Source organism: Corynebacterium sp. CQ3829_602738, from assembly GCF_054478435.1.
The window spans coordinates 1,122,122-1,148,819 of sequence record NZ_CM137003.1; the positions used below are offsets into that span (position 1 = coordinate 1,122,122).

At 64.2% G+C, this 26,698-nt stretch carries 19 protein-coding genes and 3 tRNA genes; 16 read left to right on the top strand and 6 right to left on the bottom strand.

The annotated features are described in order from the left end of the window. Window positions 1–32 precede the first annotated feature (32 nt). From ACX1NL_RS05450 to ACX1NL_RS05460, 3 genes are read left to right on the top strand one after another with little or no spacing between them, the layout of a single operon-like run. Window positions 33–1,898, top strand: coding sequence for a DUF294 nucleotidyltransferase-like domain-containing protein (locus tag ACX1NL_RS05450; protein WP_269952787.1), 1,866 nt, complete (start codon window positions 33–35; stop codon window positions 1,896–1,898). A gap of 1 nt (window position 1,899) precedes the next feature. After that, the gene (locus ACX1NL_RS05455; RefSeq protein ID WP_301614769.1) at window positions 1,900–2,457 is read left to right on the top strand and encodes an exonuclease domain-containing protein; all 558 of its coding nucleotides are present in this window, start codon (window positions 1,900–1,902) and stop codon (window positions 2,455–2,457) included. Window positions 2,458–2,491: 34 nt separating this feature from the next. Beyond that, window positions 2,492–3,283 (top strand): fumarylacetoacetate hydrolase family protein, encoded by a 792-nt coding sequence (locus tag ACX1NL_RS05460; RefSeq protein WP_239356246.1) that lies wholly within the window; start codon window positions 2,492–2,494, stop codon window positions 3,281–3,283. Here the strand turns inward: ACX1NL_RS05460 and ACX1NL_RS05465 are convergent, their stop codons facing one another. After that, on the bottom strand, window positions 3,284–4,399 hold the full coding sequence (locus ACX1NL_RS05465; protein WP_239305892.1) for an isochorismate synthase: 1,116 nt from the start codon (window positions 4,397–4,399) through the stop codon (window positions 3,284–3,286). An 85-nt stretch (window positions 4,400–4,484) separates the two neighbouring features. Here ACX1NL_RS05465 and ACX1NL_RS05470 point away from each other — a divergent pair, with 85 nt between their 5' ends. Next, entirely contained in the window at window positions 4,485–5,543 is a 1,059-nt protein-coding gene (locus ACX1NL_RS05470) for a CE1 family esterase (RefSeq protein ID WP_301614771.1), read from the top strand. A gap of 309 nt (window positions 5,544–5,852) precedes the next feature. On the opposite strand, the gene ACX1NL_RS05475 is transcribed toward ACX1NL_RS05470, so the two are convergent. Then, a complete protein-coding gene (locus ACX1NL_RS05475; protein WP_239356250.1) occupies window positions 5,853–6,281 on the bottom strand; it encodes a hypothetical protein in 429 nt (142 codons plus the stop codon). A gap of 385 nt (window positions 6,282–6,666) precedes the next feature. Continuing rightward, window positions 6,667–7,098, bottom strand: a complete 432-nt coding sequence (locus tag ACX1NL_RS05480; RefSeq protein WP_239356251.1) for a hypothetical protein — start codon at window positions 7,096–7,098, stop codon at window positions 6,667–6,669. Window positions 7,099–7,815: 717 nt separating this feature from the next. On the opposite strand from ACX1NL_RS05480, the gene gltX reads away from it, so the two are divergent. The 11 genes from gltX to ACX1NL_RS05535 all read left to right on the top strand — a co-directional run bounded on the left by gltX (window position 7,816) and on the right by ACX1NL_RS05535 (window position 17,896). Beyond that, window positions 7,816–9,303, top strand: a complete 1,488-nt coding sequence (gltX, locus tag ACX1NL_RS05485) for a glutamate--tRNA ligase (protein ID WP_239356252.1) — start codon at window positions 7,816–7,818, stop codon at window positions 9,301–9,303. Window positions 9,304–9,461: 158 nt separating this feature from the next. Then, window positions 9,462–9,533 (top strand) — tRNA-Gln (locus ACX1NL_RS05490). Window positions 9,534–9,563: 30 nt separating this feature from the next. Continuing rightward, window positions 9,564–9,636: transfer RNA gene (locus ACX1NL_RS05495), tRNA-Glu, on the top strand. Window positions 9,637–9,700: 64 nt separating this feature from the next. Then, the gene (locus ACX1NL_RS05500; RefSeq protein ID WP_458898815.1) at window positions 9,701–10,933 is read left to right on the top strand and encodes an alpha/beta hydrolase; all 1,233 of its coding nucleotides are present in this window, start codon (window positions 9,701–9,703) and stop codon (window positions 10,931–10,933) included. An 85-nt stretch (window positions 10,934–11,018) separates the two neighbouring features. Then, entirely contained in the window at window positions 11,019–12,089 is a 1,071-nt protein-coding gene (locus ACX1NL_RS05505) for an ABC transporter substrate-binding protein (protein ID WP_458898816.1), read from the top strand. Window positions 12,090–12,095: 6 nt separating this feature from the next. Next, window positions 12,096–13,706, top strand: coding sequence for an ABC transporter permease (locus ACX1NL_RS05510; RefSeq protein ID WP_458898817.1), 1,611 nt, complete (start codon window positions 12,096–12,098; stop codon window positions 13,704–13,706). Further along, window positions 13,706–14,755 carry an ABC transporter ATP-binding protein gene (locus ACX1NL_RS05515; protein ID WP_458898818.1) on the top strand — a complete coding sequence of 350 codons (1,050 nt, stop codon included), beginning with the start codon at window positions 13,706–13,708 and terminating at the stop codon, window positions 14,753–14,755. Before ACX1NL_RS05510 ends, ACX1NL_RS05515 begins: the two co-directional genes overlap by 1 nt. A gap of 76 nt (window positions 14,756–14,831) precedes the next feature. Then, window positions 14,832–14,904: transfer RNA gene (locus ACX1NL_RS05520), tRNA-Glu, on the top strand. 62 nt (window positions 14,905–14,966) lie between these two features. Beyond that, window positions 14,967–15,788, top strand: a complete 822-nt coding sequence (locus ACX1NL_RS05525; protein ID WP_458898819.1) for a PhzF family phenazine biosynthesis protein — start codon at window positions 14,967–14,969, stop codon at window positions 15,786–15,788. A 79-nt stretch (window positions 15,789–15,867) separates the two neighbouring features. After that, window positions 15,868–16,443, top strand: a complete 576-nt coding sequence (locus tag ACX1NL_RS05530; protein WP_181888309.1) for an HD domain-containing protein — start codon at window positions 15,868–15,870, stop codon at window positions 16,441–16,443. A gap of 10 nt (window positions 16,444–16,453) precedes the next feature. Continuing rightward, the gene (locus ACX1NL_RS05535) at window positions 16,454–17,896 is read left to right on the top strand and encodes an FAD/NAD(P)-binding protein (protein ID WP_269952346.1); all 1,443 of its coding nucleotides are present in this window, start codon (window positions 16,454–16,456) and stop codon (window positions 17,894–17,896) included. A gap of 73 nt (window positions 17,897–17,969) precedes the next feature. Here the strand turns inward: ACX1NL_RS05535 and ACX1NL_RS05540 are convergent, their stop codons facing one another. Beyond that, on the bottom strand, window positions 17,970–19,982 hold the full coding sequence (locus ACX1NL_RS05540) for a fibronectin type III domain-containing protein (protein WP_458898820.1): 2,013 nt from the start codon (window positions 19,980–19,982) through the stop codon (window positions 17,970–17,972). Between the two features lie 136 nt (window positions 19,983–20,118). On the opposite strand from ACX1NL_RS05540, the gene ACX1NL_RS05545 reads away from it, so the two are divergent. Then, on the top strand, window positions 20,119–21,813 hold the full coding sequence (locus tag ACX1NL_RS05545) for an alkaline phosphatase D family protein (protein ID WP_458898821.1): 1,695 nt from the start codon (window positions 20,119–20,121) through the stop codon (window positions 21,811–21,813). 88 nt (window positions 21,814–21,901) lie between these two features. Here the strand turns inward: ACX1NL_RS05545 and ACX1NL_RS05550 are convergent, their stop codons facing one another. Both ACX1NL_RS05550 and ACX1NL_RS05555 read right to left on the bottom strand, forming a co-directional pair. After that, window positions 21,902–24,091 carry a YhgE/Pip domain-containing protein gene (locus tag ACX1NL_RS05550; protein WP_269952349.1) on the bottom strand — a complete coding sequence of 730 codons (2,190 nt, stop codon included), beginning with the start codon at window positions 24,089–24,091 and terminating at the stop codon, window positions 21,902–21,904. Beyond that, window positions 24,088–26,679, bottom strand: coding sequence for a YhgE/Pip domain-containing protein (locus ACX1NL_RS05555; protein WP_458898822.1), 2,592 nt, complete (start codon window positions 26,677–26,679; stop codon window positions 24,088–24,090). The genes ACX1NL_RS05550 and ACX1NL_RS05555 overlap by 4 nt, the downstream gene beginning before the upstream one ends. Window positions 26,680–26,698 lie beyond the last annotated feature (19 nt).

Consider the following 26,698-nt stretch of genomic DNA (forward strand, 5'->3'; position numbering starts at 1 on the left):
TATCGGGCATCGCGCCACGATATTCTTGCTCCATGAGTGTGGAGCTTGAAGAGGTCTACGGTTTCCTCGCCCAGCACGAGCCGTTTTCGACGCTGCCCGAGGCCACCCTCCGCGCCCTGCCCGCCCAGATGGGCATCACCTACATCCGCCGCGGCCAGGTCGTGGTGGAGGTGGGCCAGCCCAACGACACGCTCTATGTCATCCGCTCCGGCGCGGTGGACGTCGTCAGCGAGGACGACCTGCTGCTGGACCGGCGCGAGGCTGGCCTGAACTTCGGCTACTCCACGCTGGTGGGCGAGCGCGAGTCCGCCTATCTCATGCAGGCGGTGGAAGACAGCATCCTGCTCATGCTCCCGCGCGAGGCGTTCCTCCAGCTGCTGGAGCAATTCCCGGACATGGGGCGGTACTTCCAAACGGCCTCGCGCCGCGTGCGCGCCGCCGCCGACGAGGTGCGCGACAGCGGCGCCACCGACGTGCTCCGCACCCCGCTGCGCGAAATCTTCGCTGGGCGGGAGCCGGTGACGCGTGGCAAGCACGTGAGCATCGCCGAGGCCGCCCGCACGATGGGCGAGAAGGGGATCAGCAGCCTGATCATCACCGACGGGCAAGAGGTCGCCGGCATCATCACCGACGCCGACATGCGGTCGCGGGTGGTCGCAGGTGGGGTGGACACGACTAGGCCCGTGGAGGATGTGATGACCAGCCCGGTGCGCACCATCGCTCCCAACGCGCTCGTGTTTGAGGCGATGCTGACCATGAGCGAGCTTGGCATCCACCACCTGCCGGTCGCCGGCCAAGGCCAGGTGGTTGGTGTGGTCACTGCCGCGGACATCATGCGCCAGCTGCAGGCGGACCCGATCTACCTGGCGGCGGACGTGGCGCGGGCGTCGCTGGATGAGCTGGAGGACGCCTACCGTGACGCGGCGCGCGTCGCGGTGCGGTTTTTCGAGCGCGGCGCCTCGGCGGCCGAGACGCAGCGTTTGCTCACCTCGATCGCGGATGCGGTGGCGAAGAGGTTGGGCACTTTAGCCGTCGAGAAGCTTGGGCCTCCGCCTGTGCCGTTCGCGTTTGTGGCGGTCGGCTCGCAGGCGCGCGGGGAGATGGGCCCGGCCAGCGACCAGGACAACGCGCTCGTGCTCGCCGATGACTACGACGCCGCGCGGCACGGTGAGTACTTCGCCGAGCTCAGTGCCTTCGTCTGCGAGGGGCTCGCCCGCGCCGGCCAGGCGTTGTGCCCGGGCGAGATGATGGCGTCTTCGCCGCAGTGGCGGATGACGGAAAGCGAGTGGGGCCGCACGTTCCACGGCTGGGTCACCGCGCCGAAGCCGGACGCGCTGCTGAACGCACAGGTGTTCTTCGACTTCCGCGCCGTCTTCGGTTTCGGCGAGGGCTGGCAGGACATGGCCGCGCGGGTGCGCTCCGGCGCGCTGGCATCTGCGCACGGATCGCGCCGCCTGCACACGCACCTGGCCGCGCTGGCCACGTTCCGCGAGCCGCCGGTGGGCTTCTTCCGCGGGTTCGTGCTCGAGCGCAGCGGCGAATACGCCCACACGCTGGACATCAAGCGCGGCGGCACCGCGGCGGTGGTGCAGATGGCGCGGCTTTACGCCATCGCTGCCGGGGTGGACGAGGTGGGCACCATCGCGCGCCTGCGCGGTGCTGCCGGCGGGCCGGTTTCCGCGAAGGGGGCGGCGGATCTCCTGGACGCCTACGAGTACCTGGCCGACCTGGCCATGCGTCACCAGGCCACGCAGGTGCGCGCGGGCGACACACCGAATTACCGCATCGACCCGAAGCAGCTGCCCGAGCGCGACCGCGCGGCACTCCGCGACGCGTTCGGGGTGATCAAGTCGCTGCAGAACGCGCTGTCAATCGCGTACCCGACCAGGGCGGTGTGAGGTGTTCGGTCCGAAGAAGCGAAAGCTTGTCGACGGCTCCCTGCTCGCCGTGGACGTCGAAACCACGGGGCTCAAGCCCGCGCGCTCGCAGCTGGTGTCCGTGGGGTGGGTGCCGGTGAACGGCCGGGTGATCGACCTTTCCGGCGCTGAGTACTTCGTGCTGCGGGGCGCGGACGTGGGGGAGTCCGCCACCCTGCACGGGGTGACTGACGACGACGTGGCGTCGCTGGGCAGGGAGCCCGCAGAGGTGCTCGACGCGTTTTTGGCGGCGCTTGAGGGGCGGAAGCTGCTCGCGCACTTCGCGCAGATGGAAACCGGGTTTTTGGGCAAACTGCACCACGATGTGCGGGGGAGCAAGTGGCGGCTGCACGACAGTGAGGTCGTGGACACCTTTGCCATGGAGCGGCGCCACATGGAGCGCATGGGCACCTACCCGCGCGGGGAGGACCTGCGTTTGCCCAGGGTGCGGCAGCGTTATACCCTGCCGGCGTACGCGAACCACAACGCGTTGACCGACGCTGTGGCGTGCGCCGAGCTCTATCTCGCGTTAACCGGGTAACGCCACTTTTGCAATTGGTTGTATGCTCTGTCACATGCGTTTTGGACGAATTGCAACACCTGAAGGAATGACGTTCGCCGTCATCGACGACGAGGGCAAGACCGCGAAAGCCATCGCCGGCACCCCGTTCACCGACCCCGAATACACCGGCAAAGAGTACGCGCTTGAGGACGTCCGCCTGCTCGCCCCGACCCTGCCGTCGAAGGTAGTGGCAGTCGGCCGCAACTACGCCGACCACGTGGCGGAAGTGTTCAAAAAGTCCGCCGAGCACCTGCCGCCGACGATCTTTATCAAGCCGTCCACGGCAGTTGTGGGTCCGGGCGCCGCCATTAAGATCCCGGAGTACGCCACCGGTGTGGAGTTTGAAGGTGAACTCGCGCTCGTCGTCGGCGTGCCGTGCAAGAACGTCAAGGCTGCAGACTGGAAGTCCGTCATCCGCGGTGTGACCATCATTAACGACGTGTCCTCGCGGGACCTGCAGTTCGCAGACGGCCAGTGGGCCCGCGCCAAGGGCATCGACACCTTCGGCCCGATCGGTCCGTGGATTGAGACGGACCTGGAGAAGTTCGACTTTGCCAACCTGCCCATCAAGGCGCACCACACCCACGACGGCGTGACCGAGACCAAGCAGGACTCCAACTCCAACCAGATGATCAAGACTGTCGGCGAGATGGTGGAGTGGGTCTCCGAATCCTTCACGCTGCTGCCTGGCGACGTTATCGCCACCGGCTCGCCCGCCGGCACCGCAGAGATGGTCCCGGGCGACTACATCGAGGTGGAAATCCCGGGCATCGGCAAGCTGGGCAACCCGGTCGAACGGGCGTAACTACAGGCCGAGCGCGCGCATGATCGTGCGCAGCTTGGCCGAGGTCTCGTCGAGCTCGGCCTGCGGATCCGAGTAGGCGGTAAGCCCCCCGCCCGCCCAGGCGCGAGCCCGGGTGCCGTCGCCGTTGACCTCGGCGCAGCGGATCGCCACCATGTACTCGCCGTCGCCGGCGGCGTCCGTGTAGCCCACCGCGCCGGCGTAGAACCCGCGGTCCGATTCCGCGGTGGTGATCAACGCTTCCGCCGCCGCCTGCGGGGTGCCGCAGACCGCCGGGGTGGGGTACAGGCTCAGCGCGAGGTCGAGCGCGCTCGGCGCGGGATCTTTCAGCACGCCCTCAATCGGTGTGGCCAGGTGCCACATCTCGCTGGTCTTTTCCAGCCGCGGGCGTTCCGGGACAGTGAGCTCGCTGCACAGCGGCGCGAGGATGCGCCGGATGTGGTCGACCACGAAACGGTGCTCGTCCAAGTCTTTCGCAGAATCGCGCAGCGAGTTGGCCGCGGCCTGGTCTGCTTCCTGGTCGCCGGGCACGCGGGCGGCGGAGCCAGCCAGGGGGAACGACCAGACGCGGTTGCCGCGCCGGCGCACCAGCACCTCGGGCGAGGACCCCACGAGGAAATGCCCGTCGCGTCCCGACGGGGTGAGGTCCGCGATGAACCCGTCGTGCGTGTACGACAGGTCGATCAGTCTTGCCGCGACGAGGCGGGGATCCACCGGCGGGTCGAACGCGATGTCCACCGCGCGCGCCAGCACCACCTTGTCCAGAGCGGAGCTTTGGATCGTCGAGATGGCGGCTTCGACTCGGCGCAGGTGCTCAGCCGGGGACGGGTCGACGTCGATAAGCATTGCGCTCAGCTTCGAACCCTCGCCGACGCGGTAGTACGGGTGCGGCTCGAGCGCACCCGGCTCGCGGATGATGTGCTCGGGGACCGTGAGCGCCGCCGGACAATCATGGTCGAAGGGGAGTGCGCCGACAATCATCTCTTCCTCGCCGCGCGCGATCGCGTCCGCGGCCTCCCACGCGTCGTCGAAGGTGCGGAGTGCACCCTGGGTGCGCACGGAGCCGTCGCCACGCGAGAGCAGAAAGTCTGGGGCGCTATCGGGTCTGGAAGTGGGCATGTGACGATACTCTATCCAACCCCCATTTGTGCACGCACGTCTGTATCGCTTGTTGATACATAAAGGCGGGGTTAATGTGGCCGGTGTGAAAATTGTGAAAAGCCTTGCAGGTGGTCTCGCTGCCTTGCTCATCGCAGGTAGCGCGATCGCTCCAGTGCAGGCAGGGGCCCAAGACATGTCCTCGCAAATCAACGGTCAGGTCAACCGTGCGATCAACGACGCAAACCGCGCCGCCGCCGACGCTGTGAACCGGGCCAACGCCGAGTGGAACAAGTTTGTCCAGATGGCCAACGACACCATCCCCGGCAGCTCAGCCCTCCCGCGCAACCCGGTGCCCGCTCCGGCGCCGGTGCCTGCCCCCGCGCCCTGGGCACCCCAGGCCCCCGCGCCGGTGGCTAACGGCACAAACGGCGAGATCCACGCTGCCGGCCGTAGCTACCTGGTTTGGGTGCCGCGAGGCTACAACCCGGCGAACCCGACGCCGGTGATGGTGGGCTACTCCGCCTACCAAGACTCCACCGAAAACTTCCGCAACTACTCCCGCCTGCGCGAATCCTCCGTCGGGCGCGACGCCATCATCGTCTACCCCCGAGCCATCGGCGCATCCTGGGAAGGCTCGCCGACCGCCTCCACCCGGCCCGGCCAGGACATCGCCTTCGTGCGCGCGATGATCGACGACGTGCAGCGCTACTACAACATCGACCGCCGCCGCATCTACGCCACCGGCATGTCCACCGGCGGCGGCATGGCAGCAGTCTCCGCCTGCCACATGGCGGACCTCTTCGCCGGCGTCGCGGGTGTATCCGGTGCCTACTACGCGCCGGTGAACCGCGGCTGCCAGAACCTGCCCATCGCGTTTATGGCACTGCACGGCATGAACGACACGCTCACTCCGTACTACGGCACCACCCGCCGCGGCGAGCGCGTCCTGCCGGTGCCGGAAATGTTCGGCTCCTACGCCGCCCGCAACGGTTGCGGACCCGGCCTCGACCGCGCCCCGCTGTATAGCGCCACCCGCGTCTCCGCCCGCGGTTGCCGCAAGGGCGTCGAAGTGATCCAGGTGCACGGCTCCAACCATTACTGGTGGTACTCGCCGTCCGCCGCCGACGAAATGTGGGCGTTCCTTTCCCGCCACTCCAAGTAGCGCACGGTCCGGGGGTGACTCCCGGGGCGCGACCCGGGGCGCCTGTCAAGGCGCGGTTTTGTAAAACTCGGCCATAGTGGGATGTGGGGAGTTGCGGGTCGGGTCCTGGGTTTTGTTTTAAGCCGAGTTTTGCAAAACCATGTTGTGCCGGTTCTGCGGCCGCATAATGTTGTGCCGGTTCTGCGGCCGCATAATGTTGTGCCGGTTCTGTCCCGGGGTGGTGTTGCTGCTACTTACTTTCGACTCGATTTGAAGCAGACACAAAGTCTAGGGTAGCCAGCTTAGCAAGGTGAATAGGGGTGACTACCCCTATTGGTAGATGCATTGCTCAGTTTCATGACCGGTTTCGCTGACACGAATACCGCGTGTGCGGCTTGGGAACTTCGCAGGGATCCCTGGCTCGAAATCAATTTCAAGTTTTGCTGATAATAGTCGCACCGCATCATCGACTTCATTGGGATCACAGGGAACATCAGCAACAGTTACGAAGAAGAATACTGAGTACTCCGCTTCCTGTTCTGGGCTTAGCTCCTCGCTCGGTGGAATGATCTCTGACAGGAGGAGTTCAAAAGTTGGTTCACTGTGTCCAGCTTGGTATGCCTGTTCAGACGAGAAGTGCACTCTGTTTTTTTCGCGCACCACATCGACACATCTTTGGTGCCTTGCTTTTGCTTCATCAAGTTGGTCGTACCGACACACGAATTTTGTGAAAAAACACCACGTAGATGTCTCATCCATAATGGTTCCTTATCTGTACGTCGATTTAAATAGGTCTCTTCGATTTTGTGTAAGCGCCTCGAGGGGTGTACTTCTTCTGGGTTTTGCAATGACGCTTTGCGTGGTTCGGGCCGAACTTGGAGACGAACGAGTTAGCGTCACTTTCAGCCGCTTCAGGATCCTTGGGGTGATTTCCAAACGTGAAACCGGAAATAGGGTTATCGGGAGCGTTTTCGTGTACCTGGCATTTCACCGTGTAAGTCCCGATACTATCTCTGTAACGAGGATCATCTTTGCCTAGAGCGTCTGCGTGAGAGACGTGAATGGCGGAAACGGTGAGAGCTACTACCGCTGCTGAACAGAATCTACGGCGCGACATCTTTATGCTTTCTCCTTCTCTTGTTCTCTAGCAGAGATAGACCCCATCGATTCGTCCGATGGCAGGGCCAAGATTAGTACGTGAGCCAGGTTCGATTGATTTACAAGCTTTGTCAGGGCCAAAAGCCAGAGTCACTTTCACGCGTTGCGGTTCATCGCCGCCGCAATTGTTTTCCACTTGAACAAAGCCCTTTTCTGCTTTCGCGACAATGCAGTTCGGTGCAGTTGTTAAACCGGCCGCCCTAGCTTGCCCCTTCTCCGGCAGGCCGTTCGGAATAAATTCAACTTTGGCTACATCACCCTTTTGAAAAGAGATGCTTTCACCCGGGGCCAGGTCCGTTTCCGTAGCTGCATTCGTTGATAGTGAAGTGGGTCTATCGTTGGCCTGCGCATTCGCAGGAATTGCGAGCGTAGTCGCTAGGGTTAGGGCGAATATTGCAGCTGAACGAATGGGGTTCAATCTAGATCTCCTTCCGATTTCGTGGCGTGGTCGTCTCTATCCGGCCACCTGAACTAGAAGCGTGTCCGAGGGTAACGTAGAGGGGAGGATAGATAAATGTAGACAATGTATGTTTCATTGCTCGCCACTTTTCCGGAGGGTCTCCCTCGTTATATCCAATTGCAACTCGTGCTGGCACCATTCCCATCTCAGGTTTGTACAGAAAAGAGATTGACTCCAGCGACAACTATCGGGTCGCCCGCGCCTATTTCAAGCTGAGCATGTTACGGGATATCGAGCGGGCATTTTTCGAAACGGTGACCATCTCGTCGAGTTCTTTCGGCATTCGCAGGGCTTTGGATTCTGACAGGCTGGCCGCCGAATCGGAGTCGATTGCGTGCTCTTTGCGCGTGATCGGCGCTCGAGTAGTAAGGGAAGGATGGGCCGTGACGGAGTTTCGGCACCGCCACATCGATCGTCCGTGACAGGCTCTTGCGGTTGCGGTGGGGCACGCCCTAGAGAATGAGGCGTCGCCGTATTGGGCGTCGTTGGCAGGGTCAGTTTGGACGCAAGAGGATCTAGTTGAGTTGACTTGTCCAATCGGGGGTCTCGAGCCAGTTGAACTTTCAAATACGTTGCCGGGAGGATAGGCGGTGCAGCGGTTATTGCCATGCTCCTTTCGGTGGTGCACCGGAGGACGTCGATAGGCAAGGGGCTCTGCGCGCTACGATTGCGCACATGACTGACTCTTCAATGCGCGTACGTTTTTGCCCGTCACCAACCGGAACCCCGCACGTGGGCATGGTGCGCACGGCACTGTTCAACTGGGCGCAGGCGCGCCACTCCGGCGGCACGTTTGTGTTCCGCATCGAGGACACGGATGCCGCGCGTGACTCGGAGGAGAGCTACCAGGCGATCATCGAGTCGCTGGAGTGGCTGGGCCTGACCTGGGACGAAGGTATCAACGTGGGCGGCCCGCACGAGCCGTACCGCCAGTCCCAGCGCTCCGAGATTTACACGGACGTTTTGAACAAGCTCATCGAGGCCGGCGAGGTGTACCCGGCGTACTCCACCAACGAAGAGGTTCAGGAGCGCCACAAGGCCGCCGGCCGCGACCCGCAGCTGGGCTACGACAACTTCGACCGCGACCTGACGCAGGAGCAGATCGACGCGTTTGAGGCGGAAGGCCGTAAGCCGGTGTGGCGCCTGCGCATGCCGGACCAGGACTGGACCTGGAACGACCTGGTGCGCGGCGAAGTGACGTTCAAGTCCGAAACGCAGCCGGACTTCGTGGTCGCCCGCTCCAACGGCGCGCCGCTGTACACGCTGGTCAACCCTGTCGATGACGCGCTGATGGGCATCACCCACGTCCTGCGCGGCGAGGACCTGCTGTCGTCCACCCCGCGCCAAATGGCGCTGTACGAGGCGCTCAAGCGCGTCGGTGTCGCAGAGTTCACCCCCGAGTTCGGCCACCTGCCGTTCGTGATGGGGCAGGGCAACAAGAAGCTGTCCAAGCGCGACCCGGAGTCGAACCTGTTCAACCACCGCGACAACGGCATCATCCCGGAAGGCATGATCAACTACCTGGCGCTGCTGGGGTGGTCGCTGTCTGCGGACCAGGACATCTTCAGTGTCGACGAGTTTGTCAAGGCCTTTGATGTCAACGACGTGCTGGGCAACCCGGCCCGCTTTGACCAGAAGAAGCTCGAGGCCATCAACGCCGACCACATCCGCCTGCTCGAGCCGGAGGACTTCCGCGACCGTCTGCGCGCGTACCTGACCGAGCACACGGACTTCCCGGAGGATTACCCGGCCGACAAGTTCGCCATTGCGGCGGACCTGGTGCAAACGCGCATTAAGGTGCTGTCTGAGGGTTACAACCTGCTGAAGTTCCTGGTCACCGCCGACGAGGACCTGGAGCTGGACGAGAAGAGCGCGAAGAAGAACCTCAAGGAGACCGCCATCGAGCCGTTGGACGCGGGCATCGCCGCGCTGGAAGCGGTGGAGGAGTGGACCACTCCGAACATCGAGGCGGCGTTGAACAAGGCGCTTATCGACGACCTCGGGTTGAAGCCCCGTGTCGCATTCGGTGCCCTGCGCGTTGGCGCGACCGGCGCGGCAGTGTCTCCGCCGCTGTTCGAGTCCATGGAGCTGCTGGGCCGCGAGTCCACGCTGAAGCGTCTCCGTGCCGCTCGAGAGGTGACTCCCTATCAGGCTGCGGAGTAGTTACAACGCTGTTGTTATAGCGCGATAACGGCCGCCGCGATTTGGGCGGTGGCCTGCGGATTTGGTGGCTGTAGCGATTCATGGTTATAGTAATCCACGTTGTTCAGCAAGACAGGCGCTAAACCGGAAGGAAAAGCGCAGGTCAGACTGGAAAACGATGGCCTATGGTGTAATTGGCAACACAACGGTTTCTGGTACCGTCATTCTAGGTTCGAGTCCTGGTAGGCCAGCTGCAGAGCTTCTAAGTTCTGTGTCCTAATGCCCCGTTCGTCTAGCGGCCTAGGACGTCGCCCTCTCACGGCGGTAACACGGGTTCAAATCCCGTACGGGGTACAACGTTAAAACCTCCGATCCAGCAAATGGGCCGGAGGTTTTCTGCTTCCGGTACTGTGAGCGCATGGTTTGGAAGTTGTCGTCGCTGTTCAGCGGTGAAATTCGTCAAAGTGGCTCCAGTCTCATCGATGCGTTCAGCGTGCCAGAAGCGGCGTCGAGCTTGTCTTCCTCGATTCCACTGCTCGCAGTGCCGGCGCTCTTCCTCGCAACGCTTGGCGGGGGTGTCTTCGGTGCGCCGCTCTATGAGGGGTCGGCGGCAAGCGGGTCGTCGATAGGCGATGGCTCCAGCAACGTCGCCGAGACGTTCCCGGAACCGGACGCCAAGCCCGCGACCCTGAAATCAGTGACGCACATTGAAAACGACGTCTACGAGGTCGTCGTGTATTCGCCATCGATGGATAGAGAGGTCAAAAACGAGGTAATCCTGCCCGGCGGGCCGGATAACGACACTCCGCGGCCCACGTTTTACCTGCTGATGGGGGCGGACGGTGCCGCCAACGGCTGGTCCTGGCGCAACTCGTCCGACTACCAGGAGTTCTTCCAGGACAAACTAGTCAATGTGGTCACTCCGATCGGCTCAGTCTCCTCAATGCAGGCTGATTGGTACCACGAAGACGATGCGACGGGGCGCAACAAGTGGCTCACGTACTTCACCAAAGAGCTGCCCCCGCTTATGGACGAGCAATTCCACGGCACCGGCCGCGACGCGATCGCGGGCATTTCCATGTCCGGCGGGCCAGCACTGAATATTGCGTCGTTGGAACCGGAGCGGTTTGCCGCCGCGGCGTCGTACTCCGGGTGCCCGGCTACCTCCGGTGTCCTTGGCGACACATACGTGCGCCAGGCCTTGAAGCTCAACGGGGCGGATCCCCGCAAGATGTGGGGCATGTCCTCCAACCCGGCGTGGATGGCGCACTCGCCCGTGCTGCATCTCGACGCACTGGACAACACGAAGCTGTTTATCTCCGCCGCGCAGGGGGTGCCCGGCGCTATCGACGACACGAAGACGTCCTCCGAACGCATAGGCCCGCCCGTGGCGATCGAGTCTGCGTCGTACGCGTGCTCTGAATACTTCGTGGATAGGGCGCAGCGCGCCGGCCTGGACGTGCGGTGGTACCCGCAGGTGGAAGGCACGCACAGCTGGGGCCTGTTTGAGAAGTCCATGCGCAAAAGCTGGTCGGTGATCGGCCCGGCGCTCGACGTACAGCCCTTCGAACGGGAGACCCCGGTGACGAAGACGCCTCTTTCAGAGGAGACACCGCAGCCTGTCGGCGGGTCTGCGGGGTCGAGTGGGTAGCAACTGGCGCTGCTGTTCGGCGAGCGTGCGGTGGGATGCGGTGTTAAGGTAAGTGCTGTTTTTACCGTGCGCAAAGGAGTTCTTAATGAAATTCACACGAAAGTCTCTGTCTGCAATTGCCACCCTCAGCGCCGCGATGCTCGCTCTCGCTGGCTGCTCTGAGCCTACAGAGGACACAGCATCTAGCAAAGGAACCTCCGCCGGGAATGCTGCTGAAGACGCGGCAAAGGACTCTGCCACCGGTTCGCTCACGCTTTACACTTCCGAGCCGGAGGAGAAGGTCGACGAAATTATCGCAGCGTTTAATGAGGAGCACCCAGATGTAGACGTGCAGGTTTATCGTGCAGGCACCGGTGACCTCAAAGCGCGTATCGAGGCAGAAAAGGCATCTGGCTCCGTGGAGGCCGACCTGATCTGGGCGGCGGACGCACCAACTTTTGAGGCCTTCAAGTCTGAAGACCTGCTCGCACAGTTGAATGATGTGGAAGCTGGTGAGGTTATCGACAGCGCCGTGGACCCGGAGGGGTACTACGTTGGCACCCGCATCATCTCTACCGTTCTTGCGTACAACACCTCAGTGATCGATGAAGCTGATGCACCACAGTCTTGGACTGATCTGACCGACGCACGGTTCCGCGACAAGATCGTCATGCCGGACCCGGCAGTTTCCGGCGCAGCCGCATACAACGCCACGGTGTGGATGAACAACGACGAGCTCGGTGAAGACTGGCTCACCGCGCTGGGTGAGAACGCACCGATGATTGCTGCATCCAACGGCCCGACCTCGCAGGAGATTGCGGGTGGTGGCCACCCGGTCGGCGTAGTGGTGGACTACCTCGTGCGCGATCTGGCGGCACAGGGATCCCCGGTTAAGGAGGTCTACGCCACCGAAGGCTCGCCGTACATCACCGAGCCGATCGCAGTATTCGCGGATTCGAAGAACCAGTCTGCGGCGGAGGTGTTTATTAGCTTTGTGCTGTCGAAGAAGGGCCAAGAACTAGCAGTCGAGCAGAACTACTTGCCGATCATTGACGGCGTCGGTACGCCGGGTGATGCCCCGGAGCTTGATGATATTGCGTTGATGGATGCTGATCTGCAGACACTGACGGACGATCGCGCACGTTCCGTAGAGTTCTTCCAGAGCGCGATGAACTAGGTGGCAATGCAACGCGTTTCTTCGCCGGGGCTCAACCTCGCTCGCCTAGGGGTGTGGTTGGTTGCCGCGGCGATTTTCATTGTTCCTCTCGCGATGGTGGTCTCACTCGCGCTCGGGGGAAATCAGTTTCCGGTACTTGTGGAACAAGGCTTGGCGCGCGCCACTTGGAATTCCGTGATTACCACCGTGCTGTCTTCTATGGGCGCGGTACTCATCGGTGGCACGATTGCGATTGTTTTGGAGCGCACCGATGTTGGTGGAGCAACGGGATTACGCTTATTTCTGCTCTCGCCGCTGTTAGTCCCACCGTTCGTCGGTGCCATTTCCTGGCTGCAGCTGTTTGGCCGAAACCAGGGGCTCAATGCGCTGTTCGACCGGCCGCTGTGGGACCTGTACGGAGCCGACGGCATTGTCTTTCTGATGACGTTGCACTCGTACCCGGTTGTGTACGTCATTGTGGCCGCAGCGTTGCGCCAGATCCCCTCTGATCTCGAACTGGCTGCACGCGTTAGTGGCGCGGGCAGTGGCACGGTGCTGCGCACTGTGACCATCCCGCTGTTGGGGCCAGCATTCTTGAGCGCCTTCACCCTGACGGCAGTGTCGAACCTCGCCGACTTCGGTATTCCATCGATTCTGGGGTCGCCGGTGCAGTTCGAGACATTAGCGACAATGTGTTACCGGTTTATGGAATCAGGCACGGTAAACAACCCGCTGCAGGTCGTGTCCACAGTTGGAGCAGTGTTGATGCTGCTGGGCATTATCGCCGTGGTGGCAGATTACGCGGTGTCGCGCCGAGCCTCCTCGCAAGTCAGTGGCGCCAGCACGATGAAACTTTCACTCGGTGTGGCGAGAGTTCCTGTCACCGTGGTGTCCTGGGTCCTTGCACTCGCGGTTACCCTCGGTCCGATCTTGGGGCTCGCTCACCGTGCGCTGCTTCCGGCCCCGGGTGTGCCGTTTACGTTGGAGACCATCTCGCTGTCGAATCTTCAGCGCACCCTGAGCAACCCGCGGGTGGTTGACGGTTTCACTAACTCGGTCGCTCTCGCAGGCGGTGCCGCACTACTGTGCGGTCTGCTGGGTTGGGCGATCGGCATTTTGGTCACCCGCACCCGCGCGCGTACTAACACGCCGCTATCTCTGGCTACATTGCTTCCGGCTGCACTCCCTGGGCTGATCATTGGCGTCGGATGGCTCATTGTGGGCAGGTACACGGGGCTCTACAACACCCGTTGGGTGATCCTGTTGGCATACGTCTGCGCCTTCACAGCCTTGGTGCTGCAGGCTGTGCGCGCACCGATGAGCAAGATTCCGGTTGCAGTGGAAGAAGCGGCACGAATTTCTGGCGCGGGTAGGGTGCGCTCAATCGTGGATACCTCGGGGCGAATGGCTGTACCAGCGGCGTTCTCCGGGGCAGTTCTCGTTGCAGTCACCGCGGTGCGCGAGCTCACCGTGTCAATTCTGCTCGTTGCTCCGGGCACCACAACAATTGGTGTGCAACTATTCAACCTCCAACAGTCCGGAAACTACAACCAAGCTTCAGCGCTTGCATTGATGTTTGCAGTAATCGGTATTGCCGCCCTGGCACTGACCGTGCGCACCCCTGACAAGGAGTCCTGATGAGTGACATTGCGATTGACGGCCTCAGCGTCGTATTCCCAGACGGTGCCGTTGGGTTGGACGACATCAACCTACGCGTTGGTAGCGGCGAGTTCGTAGCGCTAGTCGGCCCGTCCGGCTCGGGCAAAACCACGCTGCTGCGCACTCTCGCCGGGTTTGTGCAGCCCTCCACAGGCACGGTCTCCCTCGACGGCACAAACGTGACTCGCACACCGCCAGAAAAGCGGCGGATGGGCATGGTGTTTCAGCAGCACGCAGTCTGGCCGCACATGAGTGTTGCGGATAATGTCGCCTACCCGCTCAAACGCGCAGGTACGAGCAAGAAGCAACAACAACAGCTCGTCGAATCGACGTTGCGCACCGTTGGGTTGGAGAGCTACGGAGACCGGAAACCTTCAACGTTGTCTGGCGGTCAGCGGCAGCGAGTCGCACTCGCGCGCGCGATTGTGGCCAAGCCTCAAGTGCTGCTTCTCGACGAAGCTTTGTCGGCTCTCGACGAACCACTGCGAGACAGTCTTCGCCGAGAGCTTGTTGCACTGACTAAGCGGTCTTCCCTAACTACAGTGCACGTGACCCACGACCGCAAGGAAGCGATTGCCATCGCCGATCGCATCGCCTTGTTGCGAGACGGCAAGCTCGCGCAGTTTGCCTCGCCGAGGGATATCGTCGCTCAACCAGCTTCGCCGTGGGTGGCCTCCTTTATCGCTGACGCGACGCTGTTAGAGGGACAAATTATCGATGGCCGCGTGGTCGTCACAACGCCTGCCATGGAATGGCCGACTGCGCATGTGGAGATGGTTGGCGCATCAGGCCATAGAGGTGCTGTCACCGTTGCGGTGTTGCCTGAGGCGGTAGAAGTGGCAGCGCCAGGGGAGCGGAACGTACTAAACGGCCGGGTCACCTCCTCGCTTTTTGAGGTGTCCGGCTACTCGCTCACCATCGATGTGGACGGTGTGGAGTTTCGCGCACGCACTTCGGCCCGCACCACCCCAGAAGTTGGCGAAACGGTCGGCGTCAACGTCCACGCCCCGTTGGTCTACAGCGCTTAAAAACGACCCTAACCTGCCGATTTGTTGGAGGACAATAGCGTCCTTTATTGTTAATAGGTCGCAAACAAGCGAGCGCGCCCCGTTCGTCTAGCGGCCTAGGACGTCGCCCTCTCACGGCGGTAACACGGGTTCAAATCCCGTACGGGGTACAAAGAAAAACTCCCGATCCGGACTCCGGGTCGGGAGTTTTCGCATTGGTAGCCTTGGCTGGGTGACTTCCCTGGACTTCTTTGAAATCGATGTCTTCGCTACCGGCGCGTTCTCGGGCAACCCGCTCGCCGTCATCTGCGGTGCGGACGGTTTGAGCGACGAGCAGATGCAGCAGATTGCGTCGTGGACCAACTTCTCCGAGACGACATTCCTGCTCGAACCGACGAACCCCGAGGCGGACTACCGCGTGCGCATCTTCACGCCGGTAGAGGAGTACGCCTTCGCCGGCCACCCCACGCTCGGCACGGCGCGTGCGTGGCTGGAGCTCGGCAACACGCCGCGCAACCACGGCTGCGTGATTCAGGAGTGCGGCGTGGGCAACGTCGAGGTCCACATCGAGGACGACTCCCTCGCGTTCGCCACCCCTCCGCTCAAGCGCGACGACCAGCTCTCGGAGGGGGAGAAGGACGAGGTGTGCGAGACCTTTGGCGTCGACAAGCAATTGCTTGTCGACGCCACCTTCGGCGACAACGGCCCCGGCTGGAAGCTGGCGCTTTTGGATAGTCTGGACGCGTTGCGGGCGCTGAAGAAGCCGGCGGATAGCGGCCTGAAGGTGGCGTTTGCGGCGCTGACGGGTGGGGCCGATCCGGCCTATGAGCTGCGCGCATTCACGCCGACGTTCGAGGACCCAGTCACCGGCAGCGCGAACGGCGCGATGGCGCAGTGGCTGCGAGGGAGGGGAGACGTGCCGGCGGAGTACACGGTTTCGCAGGGCACGGCGCTCGGGCGCGACGGGCGTGTTGAGATCACGGACGACGGTGAGAACATCTGGGTCGGTGGTCGCGCGCGGGTGCGGGTGCGGGGGACGCTGGACATGGGATAGAATAGGTGTGCGAATAGCGGGATGGTGATGTCGGCGGCGCTCGTATCGTGTGAAGCGTTCCCGACAGAAAGGGGCTGGCATGACCAATGCTCCCGTCGCGTCCCCGCGACTTATCCAAGCAATCAACACCGCAGCGTGGGCGCACCGCGACCACGTCCGTAAAGGCACCGACATCCCGTACGTTTCCCACGTATTCGGCGTGATGCACCTCGTCTCCCAGGTCACCGATGATGAAGATGTGCTCGTCGCGGCGCTATTCCACGACATTTTGGAGGACGTGCCCGAGGAATACAGCCCCGAGCGTATGGCCGAGGAGTTCGGCGACCGGGTGGTGGAGCTGGTGCGCGGGGTGACCAAGGACAGCACGCTTTCCAGCTGGCAGGACCGCTCGGACGCCTACCTGGCGCATCTGCGGGAGGCGGACGACGGCAGCGTGCTCATCTCCGCGGCCGACAAGCTGCACAACCTGTTGTCCATCCACGCGGACCTGGACCAGTTGGGCGATGAGCTGTGGGGCCGCTTCAACTCCGGCAAGGAGCGCCAGCTGTGGTGGTACCGCTCCGTGGCGGACCTGGTGCAGGAACGGCTACCGGGAAATCCGCTGGGTGAGGAGCTGGCCCGCCAGGTTGAGCGGCTGGAGGCACGCGGCGCATAAGCTGGAGCGCATGCAAAATTCGGTGATGAAGGTAGCGATTATCGGCGCCGGCCCGCGCGGCCTGTGGGCGTCAGAAGAGCTCATGGAACAAGCACGGGAGCGCGGCGCGGCTATCGACGTGACGGTGTTCGACGCCAAACCGTTGGAGGAGTCCTCCGCACCCGGGGCGTTTCGAGATTCGGTGCCGGAAGAGTTCATCCTCAACGCACCCAAGTCCATCGTGGAGACGAAACTCGGGCCGCTCGACCCGGACGATGAGCTTCCGGACGATTTTCCCAGCCGCCGGCACGTCGGCGAGCACCTGGATAAGTCGTGGCGCGCGCTCGAGGAGAACCTGCCGGAGCGCTGCAGCCTCACCCACCGGGTGGAAAACATTGAGATGGTCGAGCCCACCGACAGCGGGGTGGACGTGCTCGGCGAGCACTTCGACGAGGTGCTCATGGTCACCGGGCATGCGCATGACTGGCCCGGCTCGCTCGCGCACGCGGACCTCGGCGACCTCAAGGTGGTCGCCCCCGCCTATCCGGCGTCGAACCTGGACGCAGTGAGCCCGGACGATGTGGCGTTGGTCCGCGGCGCCGCGTTGACCTTCATTGACGTGGTGAAGTACGCGGACGCGAAAGTGTTCTACCCCGTGACCCGGTCGGGGCGGTTCATGGAGGTCAAGGCGTACTTCGAAGGCAAGGCGAAGGAGGCGGCGCAGCCGCACATCGAGGAGGCCTCGCAGAAGATCCTCGACTGCGAAGGCCTCGAGGAGTTGGAAGACATCCTTGCGGACTGCGCCACGGAGATCCTCCGCATCGCCGGCGGCGACGGCGGGGAAGACGACATCCGGAAGGTGTTGCGCGGCGAGGACTTCACCGGCGATCCGGTAGCGGAGCTCCGCGCTTCCGTTGCGGCGGCGCGCGGGGAGCGCCCCTGGACGCCGGCGCTCGCCGTGGCGCTTGCATTCCGCGACACCTACGACGCGGTGATCGACCGCGCCTCCTACGGCGGCCGCCACACCTTGGGTGGGAAGGACTTCGACGCTTTCGTGTCCACGCTGGAGCGCGTCGGCTTCGGCCCTCCGGTGGAGTCCGCGCAGACCATGCTCGAGCTTATCGACGAAGGCCGGATCCGCATCGAGCTCATCGCCCGCGGCGAGGAGGACCTCCGCGACTTGGCCGAGGAGGTCAGCGCGACCGTCGTCATCGACGCGGTGCAGGCGCCGCCCGGGATTGTCGAAGGCACGCTGGTGGGCAACTTGGTGGACGCCGGAATCGGCCTGCGCTACGCCGACACGAATGCGCTGCACGTGAAGCCGGACGCCACGCTCGTGGGGCAGGAGCACCTCGCCGCGGCCGGCCGCATGAACGAAGGGTTAGTGCTCGGCCACGACACGCTGAAGCGCACCAAGCAGCACGGCATTGAACGCTGGGCAGACCGCGTGAGCGCCGCTGCAGCAGAGCGCTAGAAACGGCTGCTGAAAGACACAGAACCCGCCACGGCGATCCGGGTGATCGCGGTGGCGGGTTCTGCGTTTCGCGCTAGATGTTGAACTGCTTGCGGATGTCCTGGATCCACTGCGGGTGGACGTAGGACAGTGCCGCGAAGATCGCGCCGAGGACGGCGATCAGGATTGCCAGCACGGTGAGGATGATGCCGCCGGTGCTGCTGCCGGACACGCTGCCCGTGGCGTCCTTGCCGGTGTTCTCCGTGTCCTCGCCTGCGCCCTGATTCTCAGTCGGCTCCTGCGGCTCGGCATTCTTGGTAATGGTCTCCTTGATCGTGGTAGGAACCGTCTTGGTCTTCTCCACGACCTTGGTTTCCGGCGAGGTCTGCGTGGACGTCTCCGTCACGGTGGCGGTGGCGACGGATGTCTTGGTGGTGATCTCCGGCTCAGCGCCCTTGGTGATGGTGGTCGGCACCTCAACCGTCTCGGTCTTCGTCACGGTTTCCTTCACCGTGGTCGGCACCGCCTTGGTTTTCTCTACGACCTTGGTTTCCGGCGAGGTCTGCGTGGACGTCTCCGTCACGGTCGCGGTGCTAACAGAGGTATTCGTGGTGGTGACCAGCTTCTCGGAGGTCTGCGTCGTCGTGATTGTCTCCGGAGCAGGCTTCTGCTCGGTGGTTGCCTGTTCAGAGGTCGGCTTCTGCTCGGTCGTCGGCTTCTGCTCGGTGGTCGGTTTCTGCTCGGTCGTCGGCTTCTCCGCGTCCTTCTTCTGCAGCGTGACCTGGTCCACCACGTACGGGGTGTTGATGTTGTAGGTGGTCAGTTTCAGCTCGGTCGGGGAGACGCTGATGTTGGTGTAGTCCGGGTTGTAATCCTGGCGCCAACGCGCGGTGGAGGCGTGTGCGAGGTCGTGAGCGCGCTCCTCGCGGATATTGGGGTGGGTCTTGCCCGACTCGTCATGGAAGTCGTAGTACTTGCCGCCGGTTGCGGTGGTGGAGGTGAGGTAGAGCACCTCGCCATCCTCCGGGATGAGCACGTCGCCGGACTTGGCCGCGCCTTCGGGGATGACCGGGTCGAAGCCGTTCATCAGGTGGGAGCGGGTGTAGATGTGGTCGTGGCCGCTTAAGACCAGATCCACGCCAGCCTCGGACAGCTTCGGGGTGAGCTGCTCGCGCAGGCGCACCACATCCGAGTCGGTGTAGTGGGTGCCCTGAGAGAACGGTGCCTGGTGGATGCCAACGATGACCCAGTCCGCGTCCGCGCCGTTGGTGGCGATGGCGTCGTTAACAAACTGCGCGTGCGTCTCAATATCGGCCGCGTCCGAGCGGTTGCCGTCGAGGCCGATGAACAACACGTTGTTGTAGTTGAAGAAGTAGTTCGCGGTTGTGCCAACCTCGTTGGGCAGGAAGTAGGTGTCCTGGAAGTGGCGGTCCGGCGCGTAGGTCTCGTGGTTGCCCTTCAGCACAGCGAGGCGGTAGTTCTGCAGTTTCTCGGGCGCGGTAAACGCCTCGAGCTGCGCCACCGGTGCACCCCATCCCTCGGCTTGGTCGCCGAGGAGCATGAGGAACGCGGAATCCGGGTGCTCGCCGGTGGCGACGTTGACTGCCTTGTTCCAGGCGGCGGACTGCTCGTCGATCTTGGCGTCTACGCCGATCTGCGCGTCCGCCATGGCGAGGAAGTTCCAGGTGTCCGAATCCGCGCCGGTGGTAAAGGTGCGCTGCTCGCTCCAGCCACGGTCCTCGTTGCCGACGCGGTAGACGTACTCGGTGTCCGGCGCCAGGCCCGTCATCGTCGCTTCGTGCGGGTAAAAGATCGCCGCGTTGTAGCGGCCCTTCGTGGATTCGACGCTGGTGACGTCGCTCGGGTCGTCCGCCGGCCAGTACTCCAGGTACTGCGCCTCGCTTGTCCTGGACTGCCATGCCAGGTTGGCCTCGGTGGCGTCCGAACCGATGCCGAGCACGATGCGGCTGATCTTAGAGTTGACGGCCTCTTCCTGAGCGGAGGCGTCAACGGCGACGGTAAACGGTGCAAACAAAGAAACAACCACCGCGGCGGCAACAGCGCTGCGGCGGTGGGAACGGTGGGGCTGGGATCGCAGAACAGTCATGTGCCCCTACATAAGTCACGCGGTTTTAACAGCCGGTTACAAGAATCTCGTCACCTCGGTGAATTTGAAGTGAACATTAGGCAACTCCGCGCAGTTGTAATGGCGCGGCACTGATAGCTCGTTGAAAGTAAGCTGCATGAGCTCAAAGTTCCGTGTCAATCGTCGTGTGTTCCTGCAAACTGTCGCAGCGGCAGCAGCCGCAACCGCCATCGGCACCGGCGGCGCCTACGCCGCACGGCGCGGCACGGTGTCCACTCCGGAAGAACCGGCCCCGGCAAGCGAGTGGGACCTGCCGTTCCTCCACGGCGTCGCATCCGGCGACCCGCTGCCGGACCGCGTGGTGTTGTGGACCCGCGTGACTCCGTCCCGCGAGGCGCTGCCGGGCTCCGGCCTGGGCGAGGACGTGGAGCTGGAGTGGCAGATCGACACCTCGGAGGACTTTGGTAACCCGCAGACCGGCAGCGTAACCACCTCGGCGGATTCGGACCACACCGTCCACGTCGACCCGGAGGGCCTGGAGCCGGCGACTGAGTACTTCTACCGCTTCATCGTGAAAAGCGGCGAGTTCGAGGGCGCGACCTCCCCGGTCGGCCGCACCCTCACGGCGCCGAAGGAGGACGCGAGCCTGGATAATCTCAACCTGGCCATCGCCTCGTGCGCGAACTGGGAGTCCGGCTTCTTTAGCGCGTACGGCGACATGGCGCAGCGCGCCCGCGCCGGCGAGATCGACCACGTGGTCTTCCTCGGCGATTACATCTACGAGTACCCGACCGGCGAGTACGCAGGTAAGAGCGGTGTCGCGCGCATGCACCACCCGGAGTGGGAGATCACCACGCTGGAGGATTACCGCCAGCGCCACGGCCGCTACCGCACGGACCTCAACCTGCAGGCCGCGCACGCGGCGTGCCCGTGGATTGTCGTCTGGGACGACCACGAAACGGCAAACAACAGCTGGCTCAACGGTGCGGAGAACCACACCGACGGCCGCGTGGAGGGCGAGTGGCCGGAACGCTTGAGCGCTGCGAAGCAGGCCTACTTTGAGTGGCTGCCGGTGCGCGCGCAGTCCGCGGGTGAGGAGCAGCTGCTCTACCGCAGCTTCAAGTTCGGCGACCTGGCGCAGCTGACCATGATGGATCTTCGCACCTACCGCGACGCGGAGACCTCCGGCGCGAACTTCGCCAACGACGACCGCACGATGCTGGGCAAGGCTCAGTTCGATTGGGTGGCACAGCAGCTGCAGGAGTCCACGGCCCGCTGGGATGTGCTGGGCAACTCGGTGATGGTCTCGCCGATGCGATTTGTCACCATCCCGGACGACGAGAAGGCCAACATCGCTGCAGGTTATATGAAGGAGCGCGCAACGGGCATCGCGGTGAACTCGGATCAGTGGGACGGCTACGCCGCGGAGCGCGACCGCCTGCTCACCATGTTGGATGAGCAGGAGTCGAACGCACTGTTCCTCACCGGCGATATTCACTCGGAGTGGGCGAACTCGATCGCCTCGCCGTCCGGCTTCGGCGAGATCGGCTGCGAGATGGTCACCACTTCCATCTCTGCGCCGAATGTGGACGAGATCCTGACCACCGCGTTCGGCACTTACCACAAGGAAGACAACTCCACCTCGCTGCTGGTGGAGAAGGTTATCCGGGACTACAACCCGTGGGTCAACCACATCGACTTTGACGCGCACGGCTACGGCATCGCCAGCATCCACTACGACTACGTGGACATGCTGTACTACCGCGTCTCGGACGTGGAGGACCCGGACGCCGCGGTCAGCCTCGGCACGAAGCGCCAGTGGCGCATCGGCGAGGGGTTCGTCGAAGCATAAGCTGCTTATCGACGACGGTCGCGAAATCTGGGTGGGCGGGCTGGTCACCGCGCGCGTGCGTGGCACCATCGAGCTGTAGGCGGGCGGCCTACGTCATCATCACCTTGGTCTGGGCGACCGCCTCGTCCATGCGGCCGATCGCGTGGTGCAGCCGGTGACGCAGCCAGAGGCCGAGGAAGAGGAAAGGCAGCACGAAGAGGACGAGGCAACCGAGGGCTCGCCAGAAGTCCCAGCCGTAGGTGCCGAAGACCGCGGCGCGCATAGCGCGGATCGAGTAGGTCGCGGGCAGCCAGGGGCTGATCGCCTGCGTCCAGCCCGGCAGCAGCTGCAGCGGGTAGGCTCCGCCCGCAGCCGAGACCTGGAGCACCAGGATGAGCACGCCCACGGCTTTGCCGGCGTTGCTCAGGGAGAGCACCAGCGTGTAGCAGATCAGGTGGAAGACCAGGCTCGAGACCCACCCCGCCATGTAGAGGAGGAAGGGGTGCGCGGGCTCGATGCCCACGTAGACGATGAGCCCCGCCATGAGGAGCGTGGATTGGGCCAGGCCGGTGGTCACGAACGTCAGGTAGCGGCCAAAGTACTTCTGGCCCGCGGTGAGGCGGTCGGGATCGACCACGTTCTGTTCGATGGAGCGATCGTCCGTGCGCACGGCCACCGACGTCAACAGGGCGCCCACCCACAGGGCGAGCACCGTGTAGAGCGGGGCCATGCCGGCGCCGAAGCTGACGCGGGGGAAGACCTCCTTGCGCTCCACCTTGACTGGGTCGACGAGGGCGTCGGCGAGCACTTCCGGGTGGCTGGAGACGAGGTCGGCCAGCTTCGTCAGGTCCCCGCTCGAGCGCGCCTGCGCGATCGACTGCTTCGCCTCCTGCATCCTCGCCGCGTTGGCGCGCAGAGATTCCGCCGTGCCGCGCAGGTTTGAACCGGAGGCTGCGAGGGTGTCGCGCAGCGAGCCGGGCCGGTTGGCCAGGGCAGAGGAGACGCCGTCCATGTCCGAGCGGGCCTTGTCGACGTTCGCGCGGACGTTGTCCAGCGAGCCCGACAGCGCCTCGAGGCGCGGGCGGATCCCGGTGTCGTAGGAATTCTTGGCCGAGTCCATCGCCTCGCGGGCCCGGGCGATCGAGTCCTCGATCTCCTGCCGGTCTGCGTTCTTCCCGTCCCGGCCGCCCTGCCCGGCGGTGAGGTGCGCGGCGGCGTCGTTGAGTCGGTCGCGCACGGCCGTCTGGCGGGCGATGGCGTCGTTGAGGTCGCCGACCACCGCGCGCACCCCCGGCTGGGCGTCGGGGGGAAGCACCGGGCCGACATGCCCGTTGATGGTGTCGCGCAGGGCCGTGTACTGCTTCACCTGGACATCGACGCGCGCGGCGATGTCCGTCAGGTTCGCGGCGGTGGCCTGGGAGGTGGCGGAGGAGTCCGCCAGCAGCTGGCCGACACGGTCGCTCACGGCGGCGAAGCTTACCGACGTCGCCCCCAGCGCCGCCGCAAGCGCCGCGCCGTCTCCGCCGAGGCTCGCCCCGGTGACCCCGAGGTCGACGGGGTGGACCTGCCCGAGAGAGTCGCCCAGCGCCCCGGAGATCCGCTCGGCGCTGTCGACGAGCGGCACGCTCGACTCTGTGAGCGAGGCGAGCGCGTCGACGGTGTTGGCGCTGGAGAGCAGCTGGTCGCGGGCGTTGGCGGTGCGGGTCGCGATGGAGTCGAGCGCCTGCTTGGTCTCCGCCTCGTTGAAGTAGTCCGAGGTCGTCTCGATCAACCCGAATGACACCTCGGAGAGGGCCCTGGTGAACGACGCGCTGATCTGGGCGCTGACGCCCTGCGTGCCGCTGGAGATGAGCAGCGGGGAGATGGGGTTCTTCTTCTCGTTGATGTAGAGGTCGATCCGGCTGGGTTCGGCGTCGTCGGCGTAGAAGGTGAACATGTCGTCGCTCAGCGTGGGAGGCAGGACGATGGCGGCGTAGTACTCGCCGGATTTCGCGCCCTCGATGGCGTCGTCGACGTCGGTGATGACCCAGTCCATCGAGTCGTCGCGGTAGAGCTGGGAGAGCACCATGTCGCCGACGTTGACGGCCAGCGGGGTGAGGTCGCTCGTGTGGCCGCGGTCGGTGTTGGCCACCGCGACCTCGAGGCGATCGGTGTTGCCGAATGGGTCCCACGCGGCCAGCACGTTGAACCAGGCGAAGAGGCAGGGGATGGCGATGAGGCCGACCATGACGATGCCCGCCATGACGTTGGTGTAGAGCCGGCGCAGGTCGTTGTAGGCGATGGAGAAGACGGTTCTCACTTGGTGTCCTCGCTTTCGGCGTCCGCGGGCCCGATGGTGACGCTGGTGCCGGCGGAGTCGTGGCGGTGGATCACGGCGTCGCGCAGCTCGGCCTCGCCGAGGCGTGAGACCTGTTCGGCGTCGACGAGGCTCTGCGTGAAGTACTCCACCGCGCCGAGGTAGAGGGTGACCAGCAGCGACCAGGCGACGACGATGGCCAGCATGATCGTCTTGTCGGTGGGCAGGAGCATGGTGAGCAGGGTGATGATGACGATGCCGACAACGCCCACGACGATCCCGCCGAAGATGAGGGTGCGGTAGTTCTCCCGCAGCATCCGCGCCCGCTTCTCGACGCCACCGCGGAACTCATCCCGGTCCGACAGGGCGGCCATGATGTCGGACGCGCGGTAGGGCGAGCCCATGACCTCCACCTTCTCGTTGGTGATCAGGTTCGTGCGCGCGAGCTGGCGGTTGAACAGGAGGTTGGCGTGCGAGGAGGTGAGTCGGAACAGCCACCCCAGGGCGAAGGCCGCGGCGGACATGGCGAGAAGCGCCGCCATGAAGCGGAGGTAGTGGTGGTCGTAGAACCCGGCGATGGTCTCGCGCATCGCGTCGATGCCGTAGCGGAAGGGGAGGAAGGGGTAGATGTGGCGGAAGAAGTCGGGCATGAGCTCGATGGGGTAGAGGCCCGACGCGCCCGGGATCTGGATGACGACGAGGAAGACGGCGATGCCGCGGCCAATGTGGCCGAGCGCGGAGACGATGGAGTAGATGATCGCCGTGTAGGCGACCCCGATGGCGATTGCGGTGGCGAGAAAGGCCGTGACGGACTGCATCTGCACCCCGAAGGCCACGTTGCCGAGCGTCACCACGACGGCCTGGAGCACCGAGAGCGTGGCGAAGAGGAGGAAGCGGCCGAGGTAGGCCTGGCCGACGGTGAGGCGGCGGAAGCCCTCGGTGTCGACCTCGACGCGGAAGATGATCGTCAGCACGAACGCGCCGATCCACAGGGCCAGGTTGGTGAAGAAGGAGGCCATGGAGCTGCCGTAGTTCTCCGTGGGGAAGACGGCCTGCTGCTCGACGGTGACGGGCGAGGAGATGTACTCGCCGATCTTCGCGGAGTTGAGGTTCGTGACAGTGTTGAGGGCCTTCGAGTCGGAGGTGGCCAGGAGGGCGTTGATGTCGGACTGGGCGGAGCGGGCGCCGTCGGCAAGCGTGCCGAGGTTGCCCGAGACCTCGTCGAGGATGCCGAGGCTGGCCGCGAGCTGGTTGTCCACCCCGGCGAGCAGGGAGGTCGTTTCCTCGCGCAGGGCACGCTGGCTGCTCAGCGCGCCGCGCACGGAGGCGACGCTGCCGGAGGCCTGCGCGAGCGAGGCGTTGATCGCGGGCACGGACTCGCCGAGCTGCGTGCTCGCGTCGCGCGCTGCGGCGTTGGAGTCGGCGGTCGCGGCCTCGAGGGAGTCGCCGAGCTCGCCTATCGACGCCAGCGCGGCGCCCGCGCTGCGGTCCACGTTGTTCAGGCCGTCGAGGACGGCGCGGGAGGCGGCGGTACGCTCCTCCAGCGCGCTGGCCGCGGCGTCGAGCTGAGCGCGGACCTCGGGCGATAGGGCCGCCCCGGCCGACATGGCACGCAGCTGCGCGGCGGCGGATTCGCCCTGCTTGACCACGCCGTCGACCTCGCCGACGGCGGAGCGCACCCGCCCCTGGGCGGTGCCGAGCTGGCCCGTCGCCTCCGCGATGGAGGCGCTGGCGGAGGCGGCGCCGAGGCTGAGTGCGTTGGTGGACTCGACGAGCGCGGCCGACGTGTTGGCACTGAAACCGGCGGAGGACTTCTGCAGCTCGGCGATGATCCCCTCGGCCTCGCCGAGGGAGGAGTCCACGGACCGGAGGGTGTCGTCGACGGAGCCGACGAGGGTGTTCAGCTCGGCGACGACCGGGCGCGCCCCGATGATGCTCTGCTTCATCGTGGCCACCCGCCCCTGGGAGGCGTCGAGGTCGGCGGCGATCTGGCCGAAGCTCCCGGAGGCCTTGCCTCGGGCCTCCTCGGCGTTAGCGCGCGTCGCGAATCCTTTGTTGCGCAGCTCGGTCGCCGCGGCCTCGCCGACCTTCTTCTTGAAGGCCTCGGACACGGCCGTGTCGACGGCGGAGGCGCCGGCGTCGGTGATCGAGGGGGCGACGCCGTTGCTCTTCTCGTTGACGTAGTACTCCAGCACCGGCTGCGTGTAGGTGCCGCTGACCAGGCTCAGCAGGTCCTCGCTGAACTCCGGCGGGATGAGGAACATGGCGTAGTAGTCGCCGCGCATGAGCCCGTCGCGGGCCTCGTCCTCGGGGAGGAACACCCACCCGATCTTGTCGTTGCCCTTGAGCTGCTCGGTGATCTGCTCGCCGACGTCGACCTCGCCGACGCGTTCGGCGGAGGCGCCACGGTCGTTGTTGACCACCGCGATGCGGATGTTCTGGGTGTGGTTGTAGGGGTCCCAGAAGGCGTTGATGTTGAACCACGCGTAGAGCGCGGGGATGATGAGCACGCCGACGATGATGATGAAGGCCCGGGGAACGCGCAGTAGACGACGAATGTCCCGTACAAGAATCTGCCCGCTCTTTCTCACGTGGCGAGCGTACCCTCAA

Bases quoted from the DNA above. Each gene is read 5' to 3' on its own strand.
- ACX1NL_RS05450 (WP_269952787.1), top strand. From the start codon at position 33: ATGAGTGTGGAGCTTGAAGAGGTCTACGGTTTCCTCGCCCAGCACGAG.
- ACX1NL_RS05460 (WP_239356246.1), top strand. From the start codon at position 2,492: ATGCGTTTTGGACGAATTGCAACACCTGAAGGAATGACGTTCGCCGTC.
- ACX1NL_RS05465 (WP_239305892.1), bottom strand. From the start codon at position 4,399: ATGCCCACTTCCAGACCCGATAGCGCCCCAGACTTTCTGCTCTCGCGT.
- ACX1NL_RS05475 (WP_239356250.1), bottom strand. From the start codon at position 6,281: ATGGATGAGACATCTACGTGGTGTTTTTTCACAAAATTCGTGTGTCGG.
- gltX (WP_239356252.1), top strand. From the start codon at position 7,816: ATGACTGACTCTTCAATGCGCGTACGTTTTTGCCCGTCACCAACCGGA.
- ACX1NL_RS05500 (WP_458898815.1), top strand. From the start codon at position 9,701: ATGGTTTGGAAGTTGTCGTCGCTGTTCAGCGGTGAAATTCGTCAAAGT.
- ACX1NL_RS05505 (WP_458898816.1), top strand. From the start codon at position 11,019: ATGAAATTCACACGAAAGTCTCTGTCTGCAATTGCCACCCTCAGCGCC.
- ACX1NL_RS05510 (WP_458898817.1), top strand. From the start codon at position 12,096: ATGCAACGCGTTTCTTCGCCGGGGCTCAACCTCGCTCGCCTAGGGGTG.
- ACX1NL_RS05515 (WP_458898818.1), top strand. From the start codon at position 13,706: ATGAGTGACATTGCGATTGACGGCCTCAGCGTCGTATTCCCAGACGGT.
- ACX1NL_RS05530 (WP_181888309.1), top strand. From the start codon at position 15,868: ATGACCAATGCTCCCGTCGCGTCCCCGCGACTTATCCAAGCAATCAAC.
- ACX1NL_RS05535 (WP_269952346.1), top strand. From the start codon at position 16,454: ATGCAAAATTCGGTGATGAAGGTAGCGATTATCGGCGCCGGCCCGCGC.
- ACX1NL_RS05540 (WP_458898820.1), bottom strand. From the start codon at position 19,982: ATGACTGTTCTGCGATCCCAGCCCCACCGTTCCCACCGCCGCAGCGCT.
- ACX1NL_RS05545 (WP_458898821.1), top strand. From the start codon at position 20,119: ATGAGCTCAAAGTTCCGTGTCAATCGTCGTGTGTTCCTGCAAACTGTC.